This is a genomic window from Schumannella sp. GW821-FHT10F01 (assembly GCF_058809295.1).
This window is the reverse complement of record NZ_JBXASM010000003.1, coordinates 227,495-244,432: the sequence shown is the minus strand read 5'-3', so window position 1 is coordinate 244,432 and position 16,938 is coordinate 227,495. Positions and strand designations below refer to the sequence as shown.

The window sequence follows — 16,938 nt, the reverse complement described above, 5'->3', positions numbered from 1 at the left end:
GGGGGTCGCCCATTAGGGGGACAGACGGATAGCGTCGGCACCAGACGACGGGCGTCGTCCCCCTCGCTGTCGCCCGCGCGTCTTCCCCCGAACCCGAAGGACTCCCGTGCTCCCCGCCCTCCCCCGGCGGGTGCCGATGATGATCGCCGCCGCCGCGGCGCTCGTCGCCGGCTCCCTCGCCCTCGCCGCCCCCGCCCTGGCCGCCGACACCACCGCCCCCGCGCTGGTCTCGCCGTCCGCCGGTGCGAGCGTCGCCCCGTACAGCCCCGTCGACTTCACCTGGACCGGTCCGGACGGCGCGCAGTACGTCTTCGAGGACGCCTCCACGGCCGCCCTGAACGCGGACGGCTCCTTCGCCGCTGCGGACGGCGGGCAGCAGGTGCTGTTCGGCACGACGCTGACGATCCCGGCGACGGGCGTCGAGCAGACCCGCTACTGGCACGTCGGCATCAGCGACGGCGCGACCGTCACCTGGGCCGCCCCGCGCCAGGTCGTCTTCCAGAACCAGGCTCCGGATGCCGGCGTCGGCTCGGTGACCGCGACGCCCGCTCCCGCCGCGCCCGCGGCCCCGGCGTCGTCCGCTCCCGCGGCGAAGGCCACCGCCTCGGCCGCCCCGGCGCCGGTCGCGGCGCCCTCGCCGTCGGCGACCGCCTCGTCGGAGGCGACGGCGTCATCCGCCCCGACCGAGTCCGCCGCCGGCTCGGCCGCCGCCTCGGAGCCCGCAGCCCGTCCGGCCTCGGCACGCACCTCGGTGCTCGACGACTCGGCCGCCATCCCGCTCGCCCTCAGCGGCACGCTCGGCGCCGTGATGGTCGCGCTGGTCATCGCCCGCCTCGTCGCGCACCGCCGCCGCACGGACTCCTGACCGGGCCCGGACCGGGCCCGACGACGTGCCCGGTCCGGATACCCTGGGCAGATGGACGACCAGGACGGACGCAAGGGCCCGAGCCCGCAGCGCATCGCGGTCTGGGTGGGCGTCGGCGGCATCGCGATCTACCTGATCATCACCGGGATCTCCGGCATCGTCGCGAAGGGCGGCTGATGGACCGCCGCACCTCGCGGCTGGTCATGCTCGCCGGGCTCGTCGTCACGATCGTCGTCGTCGCGGTCGTCTGGTGGCTGCAGGGCCGCTAGCCGCCCCGCGCCGGATGCGGTCCCCCCGCATCGCGCAGACGGCACCCGGCTGCGCCGCGTATCCTGACCGCATGGATGTCTGGGGCCCGATCGTCTTCTCGGTGACCCCCACCATCGTCGTCGGTCTGATCTTCTGGTTCGTGATGCGGTCGATCATCCGCTCCGACCGCACCGAGCGCGAGGGCTACGCGAAGCTCGAGGCCGAGGAGCGCGCCAAGGCCGGACTGCCGCCGCGCGTGAAGACCGAGCTGCCGCCGCGCGTCTGACGCCGCCGCGCGGGCAGCTGCGCGCACCCCCGCGGGACACCCCTCACGCCCACGGCGAACACGGGCAGACCGCGCCGCCGGCGCTGGTTACCCTCGGTGTATCGCCGCGGCATCCCGTCGCCAAGGCGGAGGAGAGAGTTCATGTTCGAGCGTTTCACCGACCGAGCCCGCCGGGTGGTCGTCCTCGCCCAGGAAGAGGCGAAGATGCTCAACCACAACTACATCGGCACGGAGCACATCCTCCTCGGTCTCATCCACGAGGGCGAGGGTGTGGCCGCGAAGGCCCTCGAGTCCCTCGGCATCTCGCTCGACGCCGTGCGCGAGCAGGTGCAGGACATCATCGGCCAGGGGCAGCAGCAGCCGACCGGGCACATCCCGTTCACGCCGCGCGCCAAGAAGGTGCTCGAGCTGAGCCTGCGCGAGGCGCTGCAGCTCGGCCACAGCTACATCGGCACCGAGCACATCCTGCTCGGCCTCATCCGGGAGGGCGAGGGCGTCGCCGCCCAGGTGCTGGTGAAGCTCGGCGCCGACCTCAACCGCGTGCGCCAGCAGGTCATCCAGCTGCTCTCCGGCTACCAGGGCAAGGAGCAGGTCGCCGTCGGCGGCAACGAGCAGGTGGCCGACAAGGGCAGCCAGATCCTCGACCAGTTCGGCCGCAACTACACGCAGGCCGCGCGCGAGGGCAAGCTCGACCCGGTCATCGGGCGCGAGAAGGAGATGGAGCGGGTCATGCAGATCCTCTCCCGCCGCTCCAAGAACAACCCCGTGCTGATCGGCGAGCCCGGCGTCGGCAAGACCGCCGTCGTCGAGGGCCTCGCCCAGGCGATCGTGCGTGGCGACGTGCCCGAGACGCTGAAGGACAAGCAGCTCTACACGCTCGACCTCGGCTCGCTCATCGCCGGATCCCGCTACCGCGGCGACTTCGAGGAGCGCCTGAAGAAGGTCACCAAGGAGATCCGCACCCGCGGCGACATCATCACCTTCATCGACGAGATCCACACGCTCGTCGGCGCGGGTGCCGCCGAGGGCGCGATCGACGCGGCCAGCATCCTCAAGCCGATGCTCGCCCGCGGCGAGCTGCAGACCATCGGCGCCACGACGCTCGACGAGTACCGCAAGCACTTCGAGAAGGACGCCGCGCTCGAGCGCCGCTTCCAGCCGGTGCACGTGCACGAGCCGTCGCTGCCGCACACGATCAACATCCTCAAGGGGCTCCGCGACAAGTACGAGGCGTTCCACAAGGTGTCGATCACGGACGGCGCGATCGTCGCCGCCGCGAACCTCGCCGACCGCTACGTCAGCGACCGCTTCCTGCCGGACAAGGCCATCGACCTGATCGACGAGGCCGGCGCCCGCCTGCGCCTGTCGATCCTGTCGGCGCCGCCGGAGCTGCGCGAGTTCGACGACAAGATCGCCGGGGTCCGCGCCTCCAAGGAGGCCGCGATCGAGGACCAGGACTTCGAGAAGGCCGCCAGCCTGCGCGACGAGGAGAAGAAGCTGCTCGGCGAGCGGCTGAAGCTCGAGAAGCAGTGGCGCTCGGGTGACGTGGCCGCCTCCGGCACCGTCGACGAGGGCGTGATCGCCGAGGTGCTCGCGAACGCGACCGGCATCCCGGTGTTCAAGCTCACCGAGGAGGAGTCGAGTCGGCTCATCTTCATGGAGAAGGCGCTGCACCAGCGCGTCATCGGCCAGGAGGAGGCCATCTCCGTCCTGTCGAAGACGATCCGCCGCACCCGCGCCGGGCTCAAGGACCCGAAGCGCCCGTCGGGCTCGTTCATCTTCGCCGGCCCCACCGGCGTCGGGAAGACGGAGCTCGCCAAGGCGCTCGCCGAGTTCCTGTTCGACGACGAGGACGCGCTGATCTCGCTCGACATGTCGGAGTACGGCGAGAAGCACACCGTCTCGCGGCTGTTCGGAGCCCCTCCCGGGTTCGTCGGCTTCGAGGAGGGTGGCCAGCTCACCGAGAAGGTGCGCCGCAAGCCGTTCAGTGTGGTGCTCTTCGACGAGATCGAGAAGGCGCACCCGGACATCTTCAACTCGCTCCTCCAGATCCTGGAGGAGGGACGTCTGACGGATGGCCAGGGCCGCGTCATCGACTTCAAGAACACCGTGATCATCATGACCACGAACCTCGGCACGAAGGACATCACCGGCGGCCCCGTCGGCTTCACCCTCGAGGGCAGCACCGAGAACTCCTACCGCGCCATGCGCGCCAAGGTGATCGAGGAGCTGAAGAAGAACTTCAAGCCGGAGTTCCTCAACCGCGTGGACGAGACCATCGTGTTCCCGCAGCTGTCGCAGGAGGAGCTCAAGCAGGTCGTGCAGCTCTTCATCAAGCGGCTCTCGAACCGCCTGATGGACCGCGACATGACGATCGAGGTCTCGGAGGCGGCCCAGATCCGCCTCATCGAGCTCGGCTGGGAGCCGACCCTCGGCGCCCGACCGCTGCGCCGCGCGGTGCAGCACGAGGTCGAGGACCGGCTGTCGGAGGAGATCCTCCACGGCCGCCTGGTCGCCGGCGACCACGTGAAGGTCGACTGGGACGGCACCGACTTCCTGTTCGAGACCGGGCGCCAGCCGGGTCGCGAGCTCGAGGCCGCGGCCGGAGCGATCGAGGCCTAGGCCTCGGCCCACCTGGAGTGCACGAGCGCCCCGGACCCGGACGGGTCCGGGGCGCTCGTGCGTGCGGGGGGCGTCGGGCTCTCCTGGGGTGATTGCCGCGCGGTCTCGCAACTCGTGCCGGATATCGCGCGGCGCTCCGGAGACGACGCGGCGGTCGTCGCCCGGTCGTGGTCCGGTCGGGACGCGGTCCCGTCTCCGGTCCACCCGGGTCCGGGCGCTCAGCCCTGCAGCACCTGCTCGATCGCGGCATCGCCGATCCCCGCCATGAGCGGCGCGTCGGCGTGCAGCGCGAAGACCGCGGCGAGCGAGGCCGCCCAGCCGCGGGCTCGGACCCAGGTCGCGTCGTCGAGCGGATGCGCGGCCGCCGCCGCGTACGACTCCCGGTACGCGGCGCTGCCCTCCGCATCGAACGCGGTCCACGCGACCGCGAGATCCGTCGCCGGGTCGCCGGCGGTGAGGTCGCCCCAGTCGAGGACGGCCGCCAGACCCGGCTCGCCGACACCCGGCCTGGTCGCCAGCAGGTTCGCCGGATGCGGATCGCCGTGCAGCCACAGCGCGGGCCCGGTCCAGGCGGGCGCGGCGATCGCGGACTCGGCGACCGCGGCGAGCTCGGCCGCACGGTGGAGTCCCGGCTCGCGCATCCGGGCGCGGATGGCCTCGGCGCGGTCCGCGAGCGGGACCCCGCGCACCGGATTCATCGGCGCGTCCTCGGGGGCCGGCCGGTGCAGGGCCGCGTGCACGGCGCCGAGCTCGGCCGCGATCCGTCGGCGTCGCTCCGCCGGCAGCAGGGACACCGGCGTGCCCGGCAGCCAGCGGGAGATCACCCAGATCCACGGGTAGCCGGATGCCGGCCCCCCGACGCGGATCGGCGCCGGGACGGCGACGGGCAGCAGCGGTGCGAGCTCCGGCAGCCAGCGCGCCTCGTGCTCGACGAGCGGGGCGGCGATCACGCGTCGCGGCAGCCGCACCACGTGATCGGAGCCGAGCCGGGCGACCACGTTGTCCCAGCCCTCGGCGACGACCTCGACCGGGCCGACGAGGTCCGGATGCTGCTCGCCGACGAGCCGCGCGATCAGCGCGGCGTCGACCTCGACCTCCGCGCCCGGCGTGCCCACGGCGCACGAGCCTAGCCGGGGCGCAGCGGACACGACGCCGACCCACGCGCGTCGGCGAGGGCAGTCTTCCCTCGCGGATGCCCTCCGGTCGGCTGCCTGCTCGCCCACCGCCCGCCGCGCTACCGTGGGAGCGTGTCCGACCCCGTCCCGTTCACCGTGCGCCGCGCCCGGGTGGACGACATCCCCGCGATCCAGGTGCTGGTCGAGCCGCTCGTGCAGGAGCGCATCCTGCTCGGCAAGGAGCTCGTCGAGCTGTACGCCGCGACGCAGGAGTTCCGCATCGCGGAGACGACGGACGGCCGGGTGATCGGCTGCGGCGCGCTGCACGTGTTCTGGCACGACCTCGGCGAGGTGCGCACGCTCGCGGTCGCGCGCGACTGGCGCTCGCACCGGGTCGGTCATGCGCTGCTGGAGCGGCTGGAGTCGGATGCCGTGGAGCTCGGGCTGAGCCGCCTGTTCTGCCTCACCTTCGAGACGGCGTTCTTCCAGGCGCACGGCTACGCGGAGATCGGCGAGGGGGTCGTGCCGCCCGAGGTCTACGCCGAGCTGGTGCGCTCGAAGGACGAGGGCGTCGCCGAGTTCCTCGACCTCGCGCGCGTGAAGCCGAACACGCTCGGCAACTCCCGGATGCTGAAGCAGCTGCTCTGGTCGCCGCACCCGTCCGCCTGACGGGCACCCCCACGCGCGACCCGGCCCGCCACCGCAGCCCAGCCGAGCCGCCGGCCACCTGACCGCCGGCTGGATCTCTGCCGCACCGTCCCGCACCACGCCGCGCGGGCGGCCGGGATGCCGGGAATCGCGGGCTTACCATTCGGCCATGTCGACGATCAAGAACCCGGTGGGCCCGCAGTCGCCCTCGGTGTACTGGCGTCGCCGGCTCGTGCTGCTGCTCGGGCTGGTCGCCGTCGTGGTGGTCATCGTGCTCATCGTGGTGCGGCCCGGCGCCGCGTCCGGCGACGACGCGAAGAACACCGGCAGCAAGGACGACCGGCGCTCCTCCGCCACCGGCGACGCGAGCGGCAGCCCGTCCGGCTCCGCGTCGGGCGGCGCCTGCGCGGCGAGTGCCGTCTCCCTCGCCGCGATCACGGATGCCGGCAGCTACGCGGCGGGCGTGCAGCCCCAGCTCTCCATGTCGATCACGAACACCGGATCGACCGCGTGCACCTTCGATGTGGGCACCGCGGCCCAGCTCTACACGATCACGAGCGGGGCCGATCCGATCTGGAGCAGCAAGGACTGCCAGACCGATCCGGCGAGCTCGGTGCAGACGCTCGAGCCCGGCAAGACCCTGACGACCCAGCCCTTCGCCTGGGACCGCACCCGCTCCTCGACCACCACCTGCGACAGCCAGCGGGCCGCGGTCGTGGCCGGCGGCGCGAGCTACCACCTCACCGTGGAGCTCGGCACCGTGAAGGCCAAGGACTCGAAGCAGTTCATCCTCAACTGAGCCGGTTGCTCGTGACGACGGGCATGCCGGCGTAGACGGCCGCGCCCCGGTCGGCTTAGCATCGCGTTCACGCGCCATCCGGCGCCCATCCCTCACCCGAGAGGCTCCACCGTGGCGACTGCGCATGTGACGTCGGTGTTCGACGGCTGGCTCGCGACCGGCGACGGCGCCGTCGTGGCGCAGCCGGCCCGCTACTCGGATGCGGTGACGTCCGCGCGATCCTGGCTGCTGGCGCAGGGCGGCGGCACCTGGCAGGTCGGCACCGGCACGACGATCGCGCAGACCGTCATGCGATTCGGGCCGGCACGGGCCTCCTAGCTCGAGACCGGCGGATCGCGGTGGACGACCGCGGCCGCCCCGCGACCCCCCGACCCGTGCGTTCTCCGGCGCGTCACCGGCGCGTCACCCGCCCGGCGGATGCTGGGGACGTGCCGCTGTCGAAGGTCCGCGTCCGTCGAGCCCGCATCCACCGGAGCCTCGGGGCGGTCGTCGCGACCGCGATCGCCGCCGCGGCGCTGCTCACCGGCTGCTCGCCTGCCGGGGCTCCAGCACCGAGCTCGTCGTCGATCGATCTCCGGGCCGCACTCGCCCGCCACTACGACTCCGACGTCTGGCCGGCCTCGGCCGGAGGCACGGACGCCACCGGCCGCCTCCTCGGCGGCTTCCGCGACCTCGGGCCGGAGGTGCTCGGAAGTCCGGCGTCGGTGCCGGCATCGGACGCCCTGACGTCGGCGAACGACGAGCTCGCCGTGCGGATCAACACCGAGGCGGCGCCCGACCAGATCGCGCGAGCGGAGCAGGATGCGGTGACCGCGGCCTCCGTGCGCGTCGCCGAGGGACTCGGGTCGCGGCTGGGCCCGCTCTACGTCGCCGCGCTCGGCCAGGGGCGCCTGCCGATCACGGCGGCGCTGCTCGACCGCGTCACCCAGGGCATCGACGGGACGGCCGCGGCGAAGGAGGGCTTCGGCTACCCGCGTCCGTACGTGCGGCTCGGATTCGCGGGCTCCGGCGGGCGCATCGACCGCTCGACGAACGGCTCGTACGACGACCTGGCCGCGAACGGGTCGTACCCGAGCGGCCACACCTACCGCGGCTACCTGGTCGGTACGCTCCTCGCGACGCTGCTGCCGGAGTTCGCACCGCAGCTGCTCGCGCGGGCGTCGGAGTACGGCGACAACCGCATCGTGCTCGGCTTCCACTACCCGCTCGACGTGATGGGCGGGCGGATGGCGGCACAGGCGACGATCGCGCACCGCTGGGCGGATCCGGAGTTCGCCGGCCTGCTCGACGCGGCGCGCACCGAGCTGACCACGGTGCTCGCGGCGGACTGCGTGAAGCGGCAGGCGGGCGACGACCTCGCGGCGTGCTCGGGCACGCCGTACGACGGACTCGACACCGCCCATGCGGCCGCGCTCTACACCCAGCGCCTCGACTACGGCCTGCCCGAGGTCGGACCGCCCGGCGCGGAGGAGATCGTGCCGGCGGAGGCGGCGGCACTGCTCGCGACGGCGTTCCCGAAGCTGACGGACGCCCAGCGGGTGCAGGTGCTGCAGCAGACGGCGTCGACGTCCGGCGCGCCGCTGGATCTGACGGCGGACGGCGGCGCGAGCTGGCAGCGGATCGACCTGCTGCGCGCGATGACGGCGGAGGTGACGGTCGCGGCCGACGGGACGGTCAGCGTCGCGGGGCCGTGAGCCCGACGGCGGCGGCGAGCGGAGGCGCCGTTCAGAACTCCGGGATGTCGCGGGGCTCGTCCTGCGCTCCGGCGAAGGCCCGGCGCAGCGCCTCGCGCAGCGGTCCCGCCTCCGAGTCGACGATCGTCGTGTAGCCGAGCCGTCGTCCCTCGGACGCCCGCTGCTTCGCGGCGGTGACCGGACGGATCTCGCCGGCGAGGCTGATCTCGCCGACGGCGGCGAGCGTGTGCGGCAGGGCCTTCTCGCGGAACGCGCTGGCGATGGCGAGCGCGATGGCGAGGTCGGCGCCCGGTTCGGAGAGCCGGATGCCGCCCACCGTCGACACGTACACGTCGGAGGTCGAGAGCTTGAGTCCGCAGCGGCGCTCGAGCACCGCCAGCAGCATCGCGACCCGGGACGCGTCCACGCCGTTCACCACCCGGCGCGGCTGCGGCGCCGACGTGTTCACGATGAGCGCCTGCACCTCGACCGGCAGCGCACGTCTGCCCTCCACGGCGATCGTGACGCACGTGCCGCTGACCGGCGCGCCGGTGCGGCTGAGGAAGAGGCCGGACGGGTCCGGCACCTCGGCGATGCCCTCGCCGGTCATCTCGAAGCAGCCGACCTCGTCGGTCGGGCCGAAGCGGTTCTTCAGCGCCCGGATGAAGCGGAGCGCCGTCTGCCGGTCGCCCTCGAAGCTGCAGACGACGTCGACGAGGTGCTCGAGCAGCCGCGGACCGGCGATCGAGCCGTCCTTCGTGACGTGGCCGACGAGCAGCACCGGCAGCGAGCGCTCCTTCGCGACGCGGATGAGCGTGCCGGCGACCTCGCGCACCTGCGCCGGCTGGCCGGGGGCGCCATCCGTCAGCGCCGAGGCGATCGTCTGCACCGAGTCGACGATGAGCAGGCCCGGGCGCACGGCGTCGACGTGTCCGAGGATCGTCGCCAGGTCGGTCTCCGAGGCGAGGTACAGCTCGTCGGCGGACGCGCCCCGCAGCACGCCGGTGCGCTCGGCGCGCATCCGGATCTGGCCGACGGACTCCTCGCCGCTCGCGTAGAGCACGCGCGTGCCGGACGCGGCGGCGCGGCGCGCGACCTCGAGCAGCAGCGTCGACTTGCCGACGCCGGGCTCGCCGCTGAGCAGGATCGCGGCGCCCGGCACGATGCCGCCGCCGAGCACCCGGTCGAACTCGCCGATGCCGCTCGCCCGGCGCTCGACCGAGCCCGCGCCGAGCTCGGTGATCGGGCGGGCGGCGCGCGAGTCGGGCACCCGGGCCGGGGCGACCGACGTCGTGGGTGCGCCGCGCTCCACGATCGATCCCCACGCCTGGCACTCGGGGCAGCGACCGAACCACTTCGCACCGGTCCACCCGCACTCGGCGCAGGTGAATCCGGGGGTCGTGACTCGGGCCATCCCGTCAGCGTAGGCGGTGGGTCCGACGGCGGAGGTCAGCTGTCCGTGCCGCTGGACGAGCCCGACGACGACCCGTCGGTGGAGGAGCCGTCGGGCCCGTCCGAGCTGCTCCCGCCGGTGCCGCCGCCCGGTGTCGAGCCGTCCGGCGCGGTGCCGGTCGGGGGCTGGCCGCCGCCGGGCCCGCCGCCGAATCCGCCGGACGGGCCGGAGCCGGTGGAGCCGTCCGTGCCGGATGAGCCGTCGCCGGTGGAGCCGTCGCCGGTCGAGCCGTCGGACTGGCCCGGGCCGCCCTGCCCGCCCGTCGATCCGTACCCGCCGAACCCCTGGCCGGTGCCCTGCTGCACGCTGGACGCGAGCTGCGGGGAACGGGCCTCGGCGATCGCATAGCCGCCGAGGCCGCCGACGAGCAGCGCGACCGCCGCCGCGATGGCCGGGATGCGTGCGGGGCGCAGCCGCTCGCCGAGCGTGCGCGTGGTCGGCGCGATCGGAGCGGCGGGCCCGGGGTGCGCGGCGCCGGGCGCCGGGGGAGCCGGCATGGGTGGGATCGCGGCGGTGGGATACGGGGCGTCCGGCGCCGGGGAGGCGGTCGGCGTCGGATCCGCCGGTGCCGCATCCGCCGGAGCGGGGTCTGCGGCATCCGGTGCCGGCGGCGTCGCGGCGTACGGCGTCGTCTGCGCGCCGTCGGGAGTCGCCGCGGCGTCGGTGCCGTGGTCGTCGGGGTCGCGGGGCGTCGAGCCGGGCGTGGTCTGGTCGTCCATGTCTGCGGTCCTTTCGCGGAGGAGATGCGTCGACGCTACGAAGCCGCGCTCGCCGGCACCTCGCGGGACGCCGCGACGACGCCGGGTCATCCCACTGCGTCCGCTATGACCGGCGCCGGCCGCCGCCTGGGGGAGGGGGCTCGGATGACACGCCGTGTCCCGCCGGTCCGGCTGCGGCGCGTCGTCGGATGCCCCTCCCGCAGACCTGCGCCGCGCGACCCGGAGATGCCCGGAGACCAGTCAGGCGGAGGCGCTCTCTCCGACATTCCGCGCGGTGGACGCCGCACACGGCGTGTCGGAGAGAGCGCCTCCGCCTGATCCCCCGGTCCTGCAGATGGTTCCTCAAGAAGGTGTTCGGAGCCGAGGGCGGATCGGGTGGGTCGACCGGTCGGTGGACCTGCGGAGCGCGCGACCGCGCCCGGCCCGCCGCCGCAGACGGTCGGTCACCGGTCCGGTTGCCGGCTCAGCTGCCGGAGTCGGCTCCCGTGCCGGACGGGGCGCCGCCGCGACCGCCGAAGCCGAGCGAGCCCTCGGTGATCGAGTCGGCGTCGAGCGAGTCGCCGCTGCCGGAGCCGCGCACCGTGATCTCGTCGCCCTTCGCCAGGTCGGAGACGGATCCCTCCTCGGCCTTCGTCACCGTGGTGTCGCCGTCGGTCGTGATGGTCACGGTCGAGCCGTCCTGCGTCTCGATGGTGATCGTGTCGCCGTCGACCTTCGTGATGGTGCCGGACGTGAACCCGCCCGCGCCGCCGGCCGTGCCGGTGCCGCCGGTGCCGGTGCCGGTGCCGCCCGGGAAGCCCTCGCCGCCGGGTCCGCCCTGGCCCTGCGCGAATCCGGTACGGGTCTGCGCTGACGACGCGGTCGACTGCCCGATGACGACGCCGGCGATCCCGCCGACGACGAGCGCGGCCACCAGGGCGAGCACGGGGGTGAGCCAGCGTCGCGCTCTGGGCTTCGGGGCTTCGACAGGCTCAGCCATCCGAGGTGCGGGCTCAGCCATCCGAGGGGCGGGCTCAGCCGTGCGTGGGGAGTGCGCCTCGTCGTCGGACGGGGACGGGGTGCTGGGGGTATCGGTCATGATGCGGTCCTTCTCGGGGTGCGGAGGTGGAAGGCGGAGGCGGGATGCCTCCGTCAGATGGCGCGGAGCGCCTGGATTGGGCGCATCGCGGCCGCGCGGGCGGCCGGGTACACGCCGAAGAAGACGCCGATCGCGACGGAGACGCCGAGCGCGAGCGGGATGGACCAGTCGAGGACGACGGGCTGGGTGCCGTTGATCTCGAACCGCGAGCCGATGAGCGCCGCGATGACGCCCGCCAGTCCGCCGAGCAGCGTGAGCGCGGCCGCCTCGACGAGGAACTGGCCGAGGATCGCACGACGTGACGCGCCGAGCGCCTTGCGGATGCCGATCTCGCGGGTGCGCTCCGTGACGGTCACGAGCATGACGTTGGTGACGCCGATGCCGCCGACGAGCAGCGAGATCGCGGCCACCGCGCCGAGCAGCACGGTGAAGCTCTCCGCGCTGGCGGCCCGGGTCGCGAGCAGCGACGACGCGTCGGTGATCGAGTACGGGGCGGTGTCGTCCGCGCCGACGCCGAGGTACTGGTCGAGCATGATCTGCGTCTCGTCCATCGCGGCCTGCACGTCGTCGGAGCTCGTGGCCTCGACCGTGAGCGTGCTGATCGCGCCGAAGCCGGTGTAGCTGCGCTGCACGCGGCTGATCGGGGCGATGACCACGGAGTTCGGGTCGTCGAACCCGGTCGACGTCTGGGTCGCGAGCACGCCGACCACGGTGAAGGGCGTGCCGTCGACGTCGATCGTCTGCCCGAGGGCGCTGCCGGTCGGGAACAGCTCGCTCGCGAGCGTCGATCCGATCACCGCGACCTTCGCGGCGGCGGCGACGTCGTCCGCGGTGAAGGCGGAGCCGGATCCGACGGAGGCGGTCGTCGCGGTGAAGTAGCCCGGCGAGGTGCCGATCACCGAGGCGGAGTCCTCGCTGGCGCTCGCCGTGGAGACGGTGAGCGAGGTGGAGACCTGGGGCACGACCTCCGCGACATGCCCCAGGCCGGCATCGGCGAGCTTGTCGGCCACGGCGAGGGTGAGCTGCTTCTGCGAGCTCGTCCCCGTCGTCGAGCCGCCGAAGCCGGCGCCGCCCGAGGCGCGGACGGTGATGGTCTTGGTGCCGAGGTCGGCGATGGCGCTCTGGATCTGCTGCGACGACCCGTTGCCGACGGCGAGCAGCAGGATGACGGCGGCGACGCCGATCATCACGCCCAGCATGGTCAGGATGCTGCGGAGCTTGTTCGCGGTCAGGCCGAGCACGGCCGAGCGGATCAGCTCGAGCGGGCTCATGCGCCGGTCCCTGTCGGGAGCGCGGCGGCCGGGCCCGCGTGCGCGCCGGAGCCCGCGAGCACCGCGGCCGGCGCCCGGCCCGAGCGGGATCCGGTGTCGGTCGTGATGACGCCGTCGCGCAGGGTGACGACGCGATCGGCCCGGTCGCCGACCGGCTGCTCGTGGGTGATGACCACGATCGTGCGGCCCTGGTGGGCGAGCCCGTCGAACAGGGTGAGCACGTCGTCGGTCGCGGCGCTGTCGAGGTTGCCGGTGGGCTCGTCGGCCAGCACGATCGTCGGGTCGGTGACGAGCGCGCGGGCGACGGCGACGCGCTGCTGCTGGCCGCCGGAGAGCTGCTGGGGCCGGTGGTCGGCGCGGTCGGAGAGTCCGACGGCGTCGAGCGCCTCGGTCGCGCGGCGGCGGCGCTCGGCGCGGGCGACCCGGCCGTAGATCAGCGGCAGCTCGACGTTCGCGATCGCCGACATCCGCGGCACCAGGTTGAACGACTGGAACACGAAGCCGATCCGCCGGTTGCGCACCCGGGCGAGGGCGCGCTCGTCGAGCTCGCCGACATCCTCGCCGTCGAGCAGGTACTGCCCGCTGGTCGGGATGTCGAGGCAGCCGAGCAGGTTCATCAGCGTCGACTTGCCGGAGCCGGAGGGTCCCATGATCGCGAGGTACTCGCCCGCGTGGACCCGGAGGTCGATGCCGCGGAGCGCGTGGACCACCGCGTCGCCGGCGCCGTAGCTCTGGTGCACGGCGCGCAGCTCGAGGACGGGGGCGGTCATCCGTTGCCCCCGGGTGCGCCGCCGCCCGGGAAGCCGCCGCCCGTGCCTCCGGTGCCGCCGAAGCCGCCCGTGCCGGTGCCGGTGCCGTTGCCGTTGCGGCCGGTGGTCCCGGTGCCGGTCGTGCCCGTCGTCGACGTCGATGCGGAGGCGATGCCGAGCAGGATCGTCTCGCCCGATTTCAGGCCCTTCGTGATCTCGGTGCCGTCGTCGCCGACCACGCCGGTCGTCACGTCGGTGACCGTCTCCTTCTCGGTCGCGGTGTCGATGACGGTGACGGTGGACTGGCCGTCCGCCGTCGTGATCGCCGCGGCGGGCACGTAGAGGGCGTCCTCCGCGCTCGCCTCGGTGGTGATGGAGACGTCGGCGGTCTGACCGAGCCGCATCCCCTCCGGCACCGAGGTGAGCGTGATCGTGGTCGCGTAGGTGACGACCGAGTTCGACGAGGTCGCGGTCGGCGAGATCGCGCTGACCGTCGCGGTCGCGGTGACGTCGTCGCCCAGCGCCGGGAAGGAGACGGTCGCGGCCTGGCCGACGGTGACCTTCGCGATGTCGGCCTCGGCGATGCTCGCGCTCACCGTGTACGAGGAGGTGTCGGCGATCGTGGCGAACGACGATCCGGACGCGCTGGAGGTCGTGCTGCTCGCGCCGGTGCCGCCGGTCGATCCGGTGGCGGATGATCCGCTCGAGGACGACGACGAGCCGGATCCGGTGCTGCCGCCCACCTCGCCGTCGACGGCGATGACGAGGCCGGCGATCGAGGAGGTCAGGGTCGCGGAGGCGAGGTCGGCGCGGGCGGAGGCGAGCGTCTCGGCGGCCTGGCTCACCGAGTCCTCCGCGTTGTTCACGGAGGAGACCTGCGCGTTCGGCTCGGCCTCCGCCGCGGCCAGGTTCTGCTTCGCGCGGGTGTAGGCGGTGCTCGCGTCGCTGACGGCCGCGGAGAGGTCGGTCGTGTCGAGGGTGCCGAGCTGCTGGCCGGCCGTGACGGTCTGGCCGACCGCGACGTCGACGGAGGCGAGCGTGCCGGACACCGCGAAGCTCTGCGCGACCTCCCGCACGGCCGCGACCGAGCCGCTCGCGCTGATCGTCGAGGAGACGGCGCCCTGCTTCACGGTGGTGGTCAGCCGGGTTCCCGAGGCGGCGCTCGCGGCCGTCGTCCGCCATGGCTGCCACAGCCAGAGGCCGCCCCCGATGAGGGCGGCCGCGATGACCACGATGAGGCCCGTGTTGATGAGGGCGGTCCGTCTTGCACGCATGCTGGGCACGCTAGGGACGGCGGATATGGCGGACGCATCGGGCTGCCCGGCGGATGCCCGGAGCGCGCTATGCGTTCCCTATGGATGCGCACCGGATGGCCGAGGAGGCGCGCCAGCGCCGTCTCGAAGCCTCACGCCGGCAGACAGGAGTCGTCGAGACGGCCGCGGGCGGCCTCCTCGGGCAACGGCCCTCGGATGGCTGAGCCTGTCGAAGCCGCCCTCCGACAGGCTCAGGGATCCGGAGAAGGACCTACGGCAGGTAGTACGTCGGGTTGGGCAGCTTCACCGTCGTGCCGCCGTGGCCGCCGAGCAGGTCGCTGTACTGGTCGCCGAAATTCCCGACGATCGAGTACTTCCCGCCGGCCTTCGTCTCGAGGTACGCGCGCGTGCCCGACTTGTACTCGACCGTCGTGCACTTCGCGGCCGCGCAGGTGATGTACGACGGCTGCTGCGAGGCGCCGACGCCGGTCCACTTCGTGAAGTAGTGGTCGGCGGTGAGGCCGGTGTAGCCGACCTTCTGGAGGTTGGCGACGGTGGCGGCCTTCTGGTCGTCGTTGCGTCCGGTCAGCCCGATCAGGGTGCATCCGGACCGCTGCAGCAGCGTGGCGGTGGTCACCATCGAGGGGGTCGCCGGGAAGCGCTGCTCCTGCACCCAGACGTCCTGCTCCGCCGGGTCGAACACGAAGTGCATGTCCGCGACCTCCATGTCGTAGGTCCAGAGCGTGGTGTCGTCCGCATCCAGCACGATGGCGGGCTTCTGGTGCTTGAACTTCGCGATCGCGCACTGCAGGGCGAGCTTCGGGATGACGGACCGCGTGATCCGCGACATCTCGCTGATGTAGGGGGAGCTGACCTTGTTCGCGATGCCGGTGCCGGAATCGCCGTAGTAGGTCGCGATGGTCTTCTTCACGGAGTCGATGTTCGGGATGCCCTCGCCGCCCTGGGTGGATCCGCTGGTGCCGTCCGGCTTCATCGTGAACTGCGTGCGCGGCGCGAGCTGCGGCTCGCTGACGCCGGGGAGGTCGGCCGAGGGCAGGTAGTAGGTCGGGTTCGGCAGCTTCTGCGTGCTGTCGGCGAACCCGCCCTGCAGGTCGCTCCACTGGTCGCCGACGTTGAGCGCGATGTCGTAGCCGGTGTCCTCGAGGTGCTTGCGCGTCAGGGCCTTGTACTCGACCGTGGTGCAGCTCGCGGTGGCGCAGGCGATGTAGTCCGGCTGCGCGCCCGTCGCCCACTTCGTGAAGTAGTTCTCGGCCGTGAAGCCCGCATAGCCGGCCTTCGTCACGTTCTCGATCGAGGCCGCCTTCTGGGCGTCGCTGCGTCCGGTGATGCCGAACACCTGGAATCCGGCGTCGATGGCGGCGTGCTCGAAGGCGACCATCCCGGGTGTCGCCGGGAACACCTCGTTCAGCACGTCGGCGTTGTTCTCGGCCGGGTCGAACACGAACTTCATCTCCCCGACCTCCTGGTCGTAGGTCATGAGCATCGTGTCGTCGGTGTCGAGGACGATGGCGGGCGTCTTGCCGGTCGCGGCCGAGGCGGCGTACAGCGCCGGCAGCTTCGCCGTGAGGTCGGCGGTGATGCCGTCCATCTCGGTGATGTAGGGCGAGGTGGTCTTGTTCGCGATGCCGGTGCCCGGGTCGCCGTAGTAGGTCGCGATGGTCTTCTTCACGGAGTCGATGTTCGGGATGCCCTCGCCGCCCTGCGTCGACCCGCTCGATCCGTCCGGGGCCATCGTGAAGGCCGTGCGAGGGGTGAGGAGCGCGTCGCCGGCGCCGCTGCCGGATCCGTGCCCCGGCGATCCGGGATGCCCGCCGCCGCCCCAGCCGCCGTGCGCCGAGGCGGCGCCGCCGATCAGAAGGGATCCGGCGACGAGCGCCGTGGTGGCGGCGACGGCGGCGAGCCGCCGTGTCGCACGAGCAGGGCTGACGGGACGAGACGGCATGGGTGACCGGCTTTCGTTCGGGGAAGGATGCGGCGAGGGATCGTTACCGAGTGCACACTAAACCTGGCCCCCGTTCGGGGGGAAGACCGGACGGGCTTCGGATGGCTGAGCACCAACCCGGATGGCTGAGCACCAACCCGGATGGCTGAGCCTGTCGAAGCCCCGCCACAACGCCGATGGCTGAGGAGGCGCGCC

At 73.1% G+C, this 16,938-nt stretch carries 16 protein-coding genes; 8 read left to right on the top strand and 8 right to left on the bottom strand.

Annotated elements, in window-relative coordinates; all coding sequences use genetic code 11:
- Window positions 1–106: 106 nt before the first annotated feature.
- The 4 genes from AC1RSJ_RS06005 to AC1RSJ_RS05990 all read left to right on the top strand — a co-directional run bounded on the left by AC1RSJ_RS06005 (window position 107) and on the right by AC1RSJ_RS05990 (window position 4,022).
- Complete coding sequence (locus AC1RSJ_RS06005; protein WP_493117431.1) at window positions 107–865, top strand: hypothetical protein; 759 nt, start codon at window positions 107–109, stop codon at window positions 863–865.
- A 51-nt stretch (window positions 866–916) separates the two neighbouring features.
- The gene (locus AC1RSJ_RS06000) at window positions 917–1,042 is read left to right on the top strand and encodes a hypothetical protein (RefSeq protein ID WP_493117430.1); all 126 of its coding nucleotides are present in this window, start codon (window positions 917–919) and stop codon (window positions 1,040–1,042) included.
- Window positions 1,043–1,205: 163 nt separating this feature from the next.
- Window positions 1,206–1,400 carry a hypothetical protein gene (locus tag AC1RSJ_RS05995; RefSeq protein ID WP_493117429.1) on the top strand — a complete coding sequence of 65 codons (195 nt, stop codon included), beginning with the start codon at window positions 1,206–1,208 and terminating at the stop codon, window positions 1,398–1,400.
- A 141-nt stretch (window positions 1,401–1,541) separates the two neighbouring features.
- Window positions 1,542–4,022 carry an ATP-dependent Clp protease ATP-binding subunit gene (locus AC1RSJ_RS05990; protein ID WP_493117428.1) on the top strand — a complete coding sequence of 827 codons (2,481 nt, stop codon included), beginning with the start codon at window positions 1,542–1,544 and terminating at the stop codon, window positions 4,020–4,022.
- 218 nt (window positions 4,023–4,240) lie between these two features.
- Here AC1RSJ_RS05990 and AC1RSJ_RS05985 read toward each other — a convergent pair whose 3' ends face one another.
- Window positions 4,241–5,137: an aminoglycoside phosphotransferase family protein gene (locus tag AC1RSJ_RS05985; protein WP_493117427.1), complete on the bottom strand. Its 897-nt coding sequence runs from the start codon at window positions 5,135–5,137 to the stop codon at window positions 4,241–4,243.
- Between the two features lie 132 nt (window positions 5,138–5,269).
- On the opposite strand from AC1RSJ_RS05985, the gene AC1RSJ_RS05980 reads away from it, so the two are divergent.
- From AC1RSJ_RS05980 to AC1RSJ_RS05965, 4 genes are all read left to right on the top strand, one after another.
- Window positions 5,270–5,806: an amino-acid N-acetyltransferase gene (locus tag AC1RSJ_RS05980; RefSeq protein WP_493117426.1), complete on the top strand. Its 537-nt coding sequence runs from the start codon at window positions 5,270–5,272 to the stop codon at window positions 5,804–5,806.
- Window positions 5,807–5,954: 148 nt separating this feature from the next.
- Window positions 5,955–6,584, top strand: a complete 630-nt coding sequence (locus AC1RSJ_RS05975) for a hypothetical protein (protein WP_493117425.1) — start codon at window positions 5,955–5,957, stop codon at window positions 6,582–6,584.
- Window positions 6,585–6,695: 111 nt separating this feature from the next.
- The gene (locus AC1RSJ_RS05970; protein ID WP_493117424.1) at window positions 6,696–6,902 is read left to right on the top strand and encodes a hypothetical protein; all 207 of its coding nucleotides are present in this window, start codon (window positions 6,696–6,698) and stop codon (window positions 6,900–6,902) included.
- A gap of 110 nt (window positions 6,903–7,012) precedes the next feature.
- Window positions 7,013–8,278, top strand: coding sequence for an acid phosphatase (locus AC1RSJ_RS05965; protein WP_493117423.1), 1,266 nt, complete (start codon window positions 7,013–7,015; stop codon window positions 8,276–8,278).
- 31 nt (window positions 8,279–8,309) lie between these two features.
- On the opposite strand, the gene radA is transcribed toward AC1RSJ_RS05965, so the two are convergent.
- The 7 genes from radA to AC1RSJ_RS05930 all read right to left on the bottom strand — a co-directional run bounded on the left by radA (window position 8,310) and on the right by AC1RSJ_RS05930 (window position 16,743).
- The gene (radA, locus tag AC1RSJ_RS05960) at window positions 8,310–9,671 is read right to left on the bottom strand and encodes a DNA repair protein RadA (protein ID WP_493117422.1); all 1,362 of its coding nucleotides are present in this window, start codon (window positions 9,669–9,671) and stop codon (window positions 8,310–8,312) included.
- A 35-nt stretch (window positions 9,672–9,706) separates the two neighbouring features.
- Window positions 9,707–10,429, bottom strand: coding sequence for a hypothetical protein (locus AC1RSJ_RS05955; protein WP_493117421.1), 723 nt, complete (start codon window positions 10,427–10,429; stop codon window positions 9,707–9,709).
- Between the two features lie 463 nt (window positions 10,430–10,892).
- Entirely contained in the window at window positions 10,893–11,354 is a 462-nt protein-coding gene (locus AC1RSJ_RS05950; RefSeq protein WP_493117420.1) for a hypothetical protein, read from the bottom strand.
- A 206-nt stretch (window positions 11,355–11,560) separates the two neighbouring features.
- Window positions 11,561–12,778 (bottom strand): ABC transporter permease, encoded by a 1,218-nt coding sequence (locus AC1RSJ_RS05945; RefSeq protein WP_493117419.1) that lies wholly within the window; start codon window positions 12,776–12,778, stop codon window positions 11,561–11,563.
- Window positions 12,775–13,548 carry an ABC transporter ATP-binding protein gene (locus AC1RSJ_RS05940; protein ID WP_493117418.1) on the bottom strand — a complete coding sequence of 258 codons (774 nt, stop codon included), beginning with the start codon at window positions 13,546–13,548 and terminating at the stop codon, window positions 12,775–12,777. Before AC1RSJ_RS05940 ends, AC1RSJ_RS05945 begins: the two co-directional genes overlap by 4 nt.
- Window positions 13,545–14,801: an efflux RND transporter periplasmic adaptor subunit gene (locus AC1RSJ_RS05935; RefSeq protein WP_493117417.1), complete on the bottom strand. Its 1,257-nt coding sequence runs from the start codon at window positions 14,799–14,801 to the stop codon at window positions 13,545–13,547. Before AC1RSJ_RS05935 ends, AC1RSJ_RS05940 begins: the two co-directional genes overlap by 4 nt.
- 250 nt (window positions 14,802–15,051) lie before the next feature.
- Complete coding sequence (locus AC1RSJ_RS05930) at window positions 15,052–16,743, bottom strand: HAD family acid phosphatase (RefSeq protein ID WP_493117416.1); 1,692 nt, start codon at window positions 16,741–16,743, stop codon at window positions 15,052–15,054.
- Window positions 16,744–16,938 lie beyond the last annotated feature (195 nt).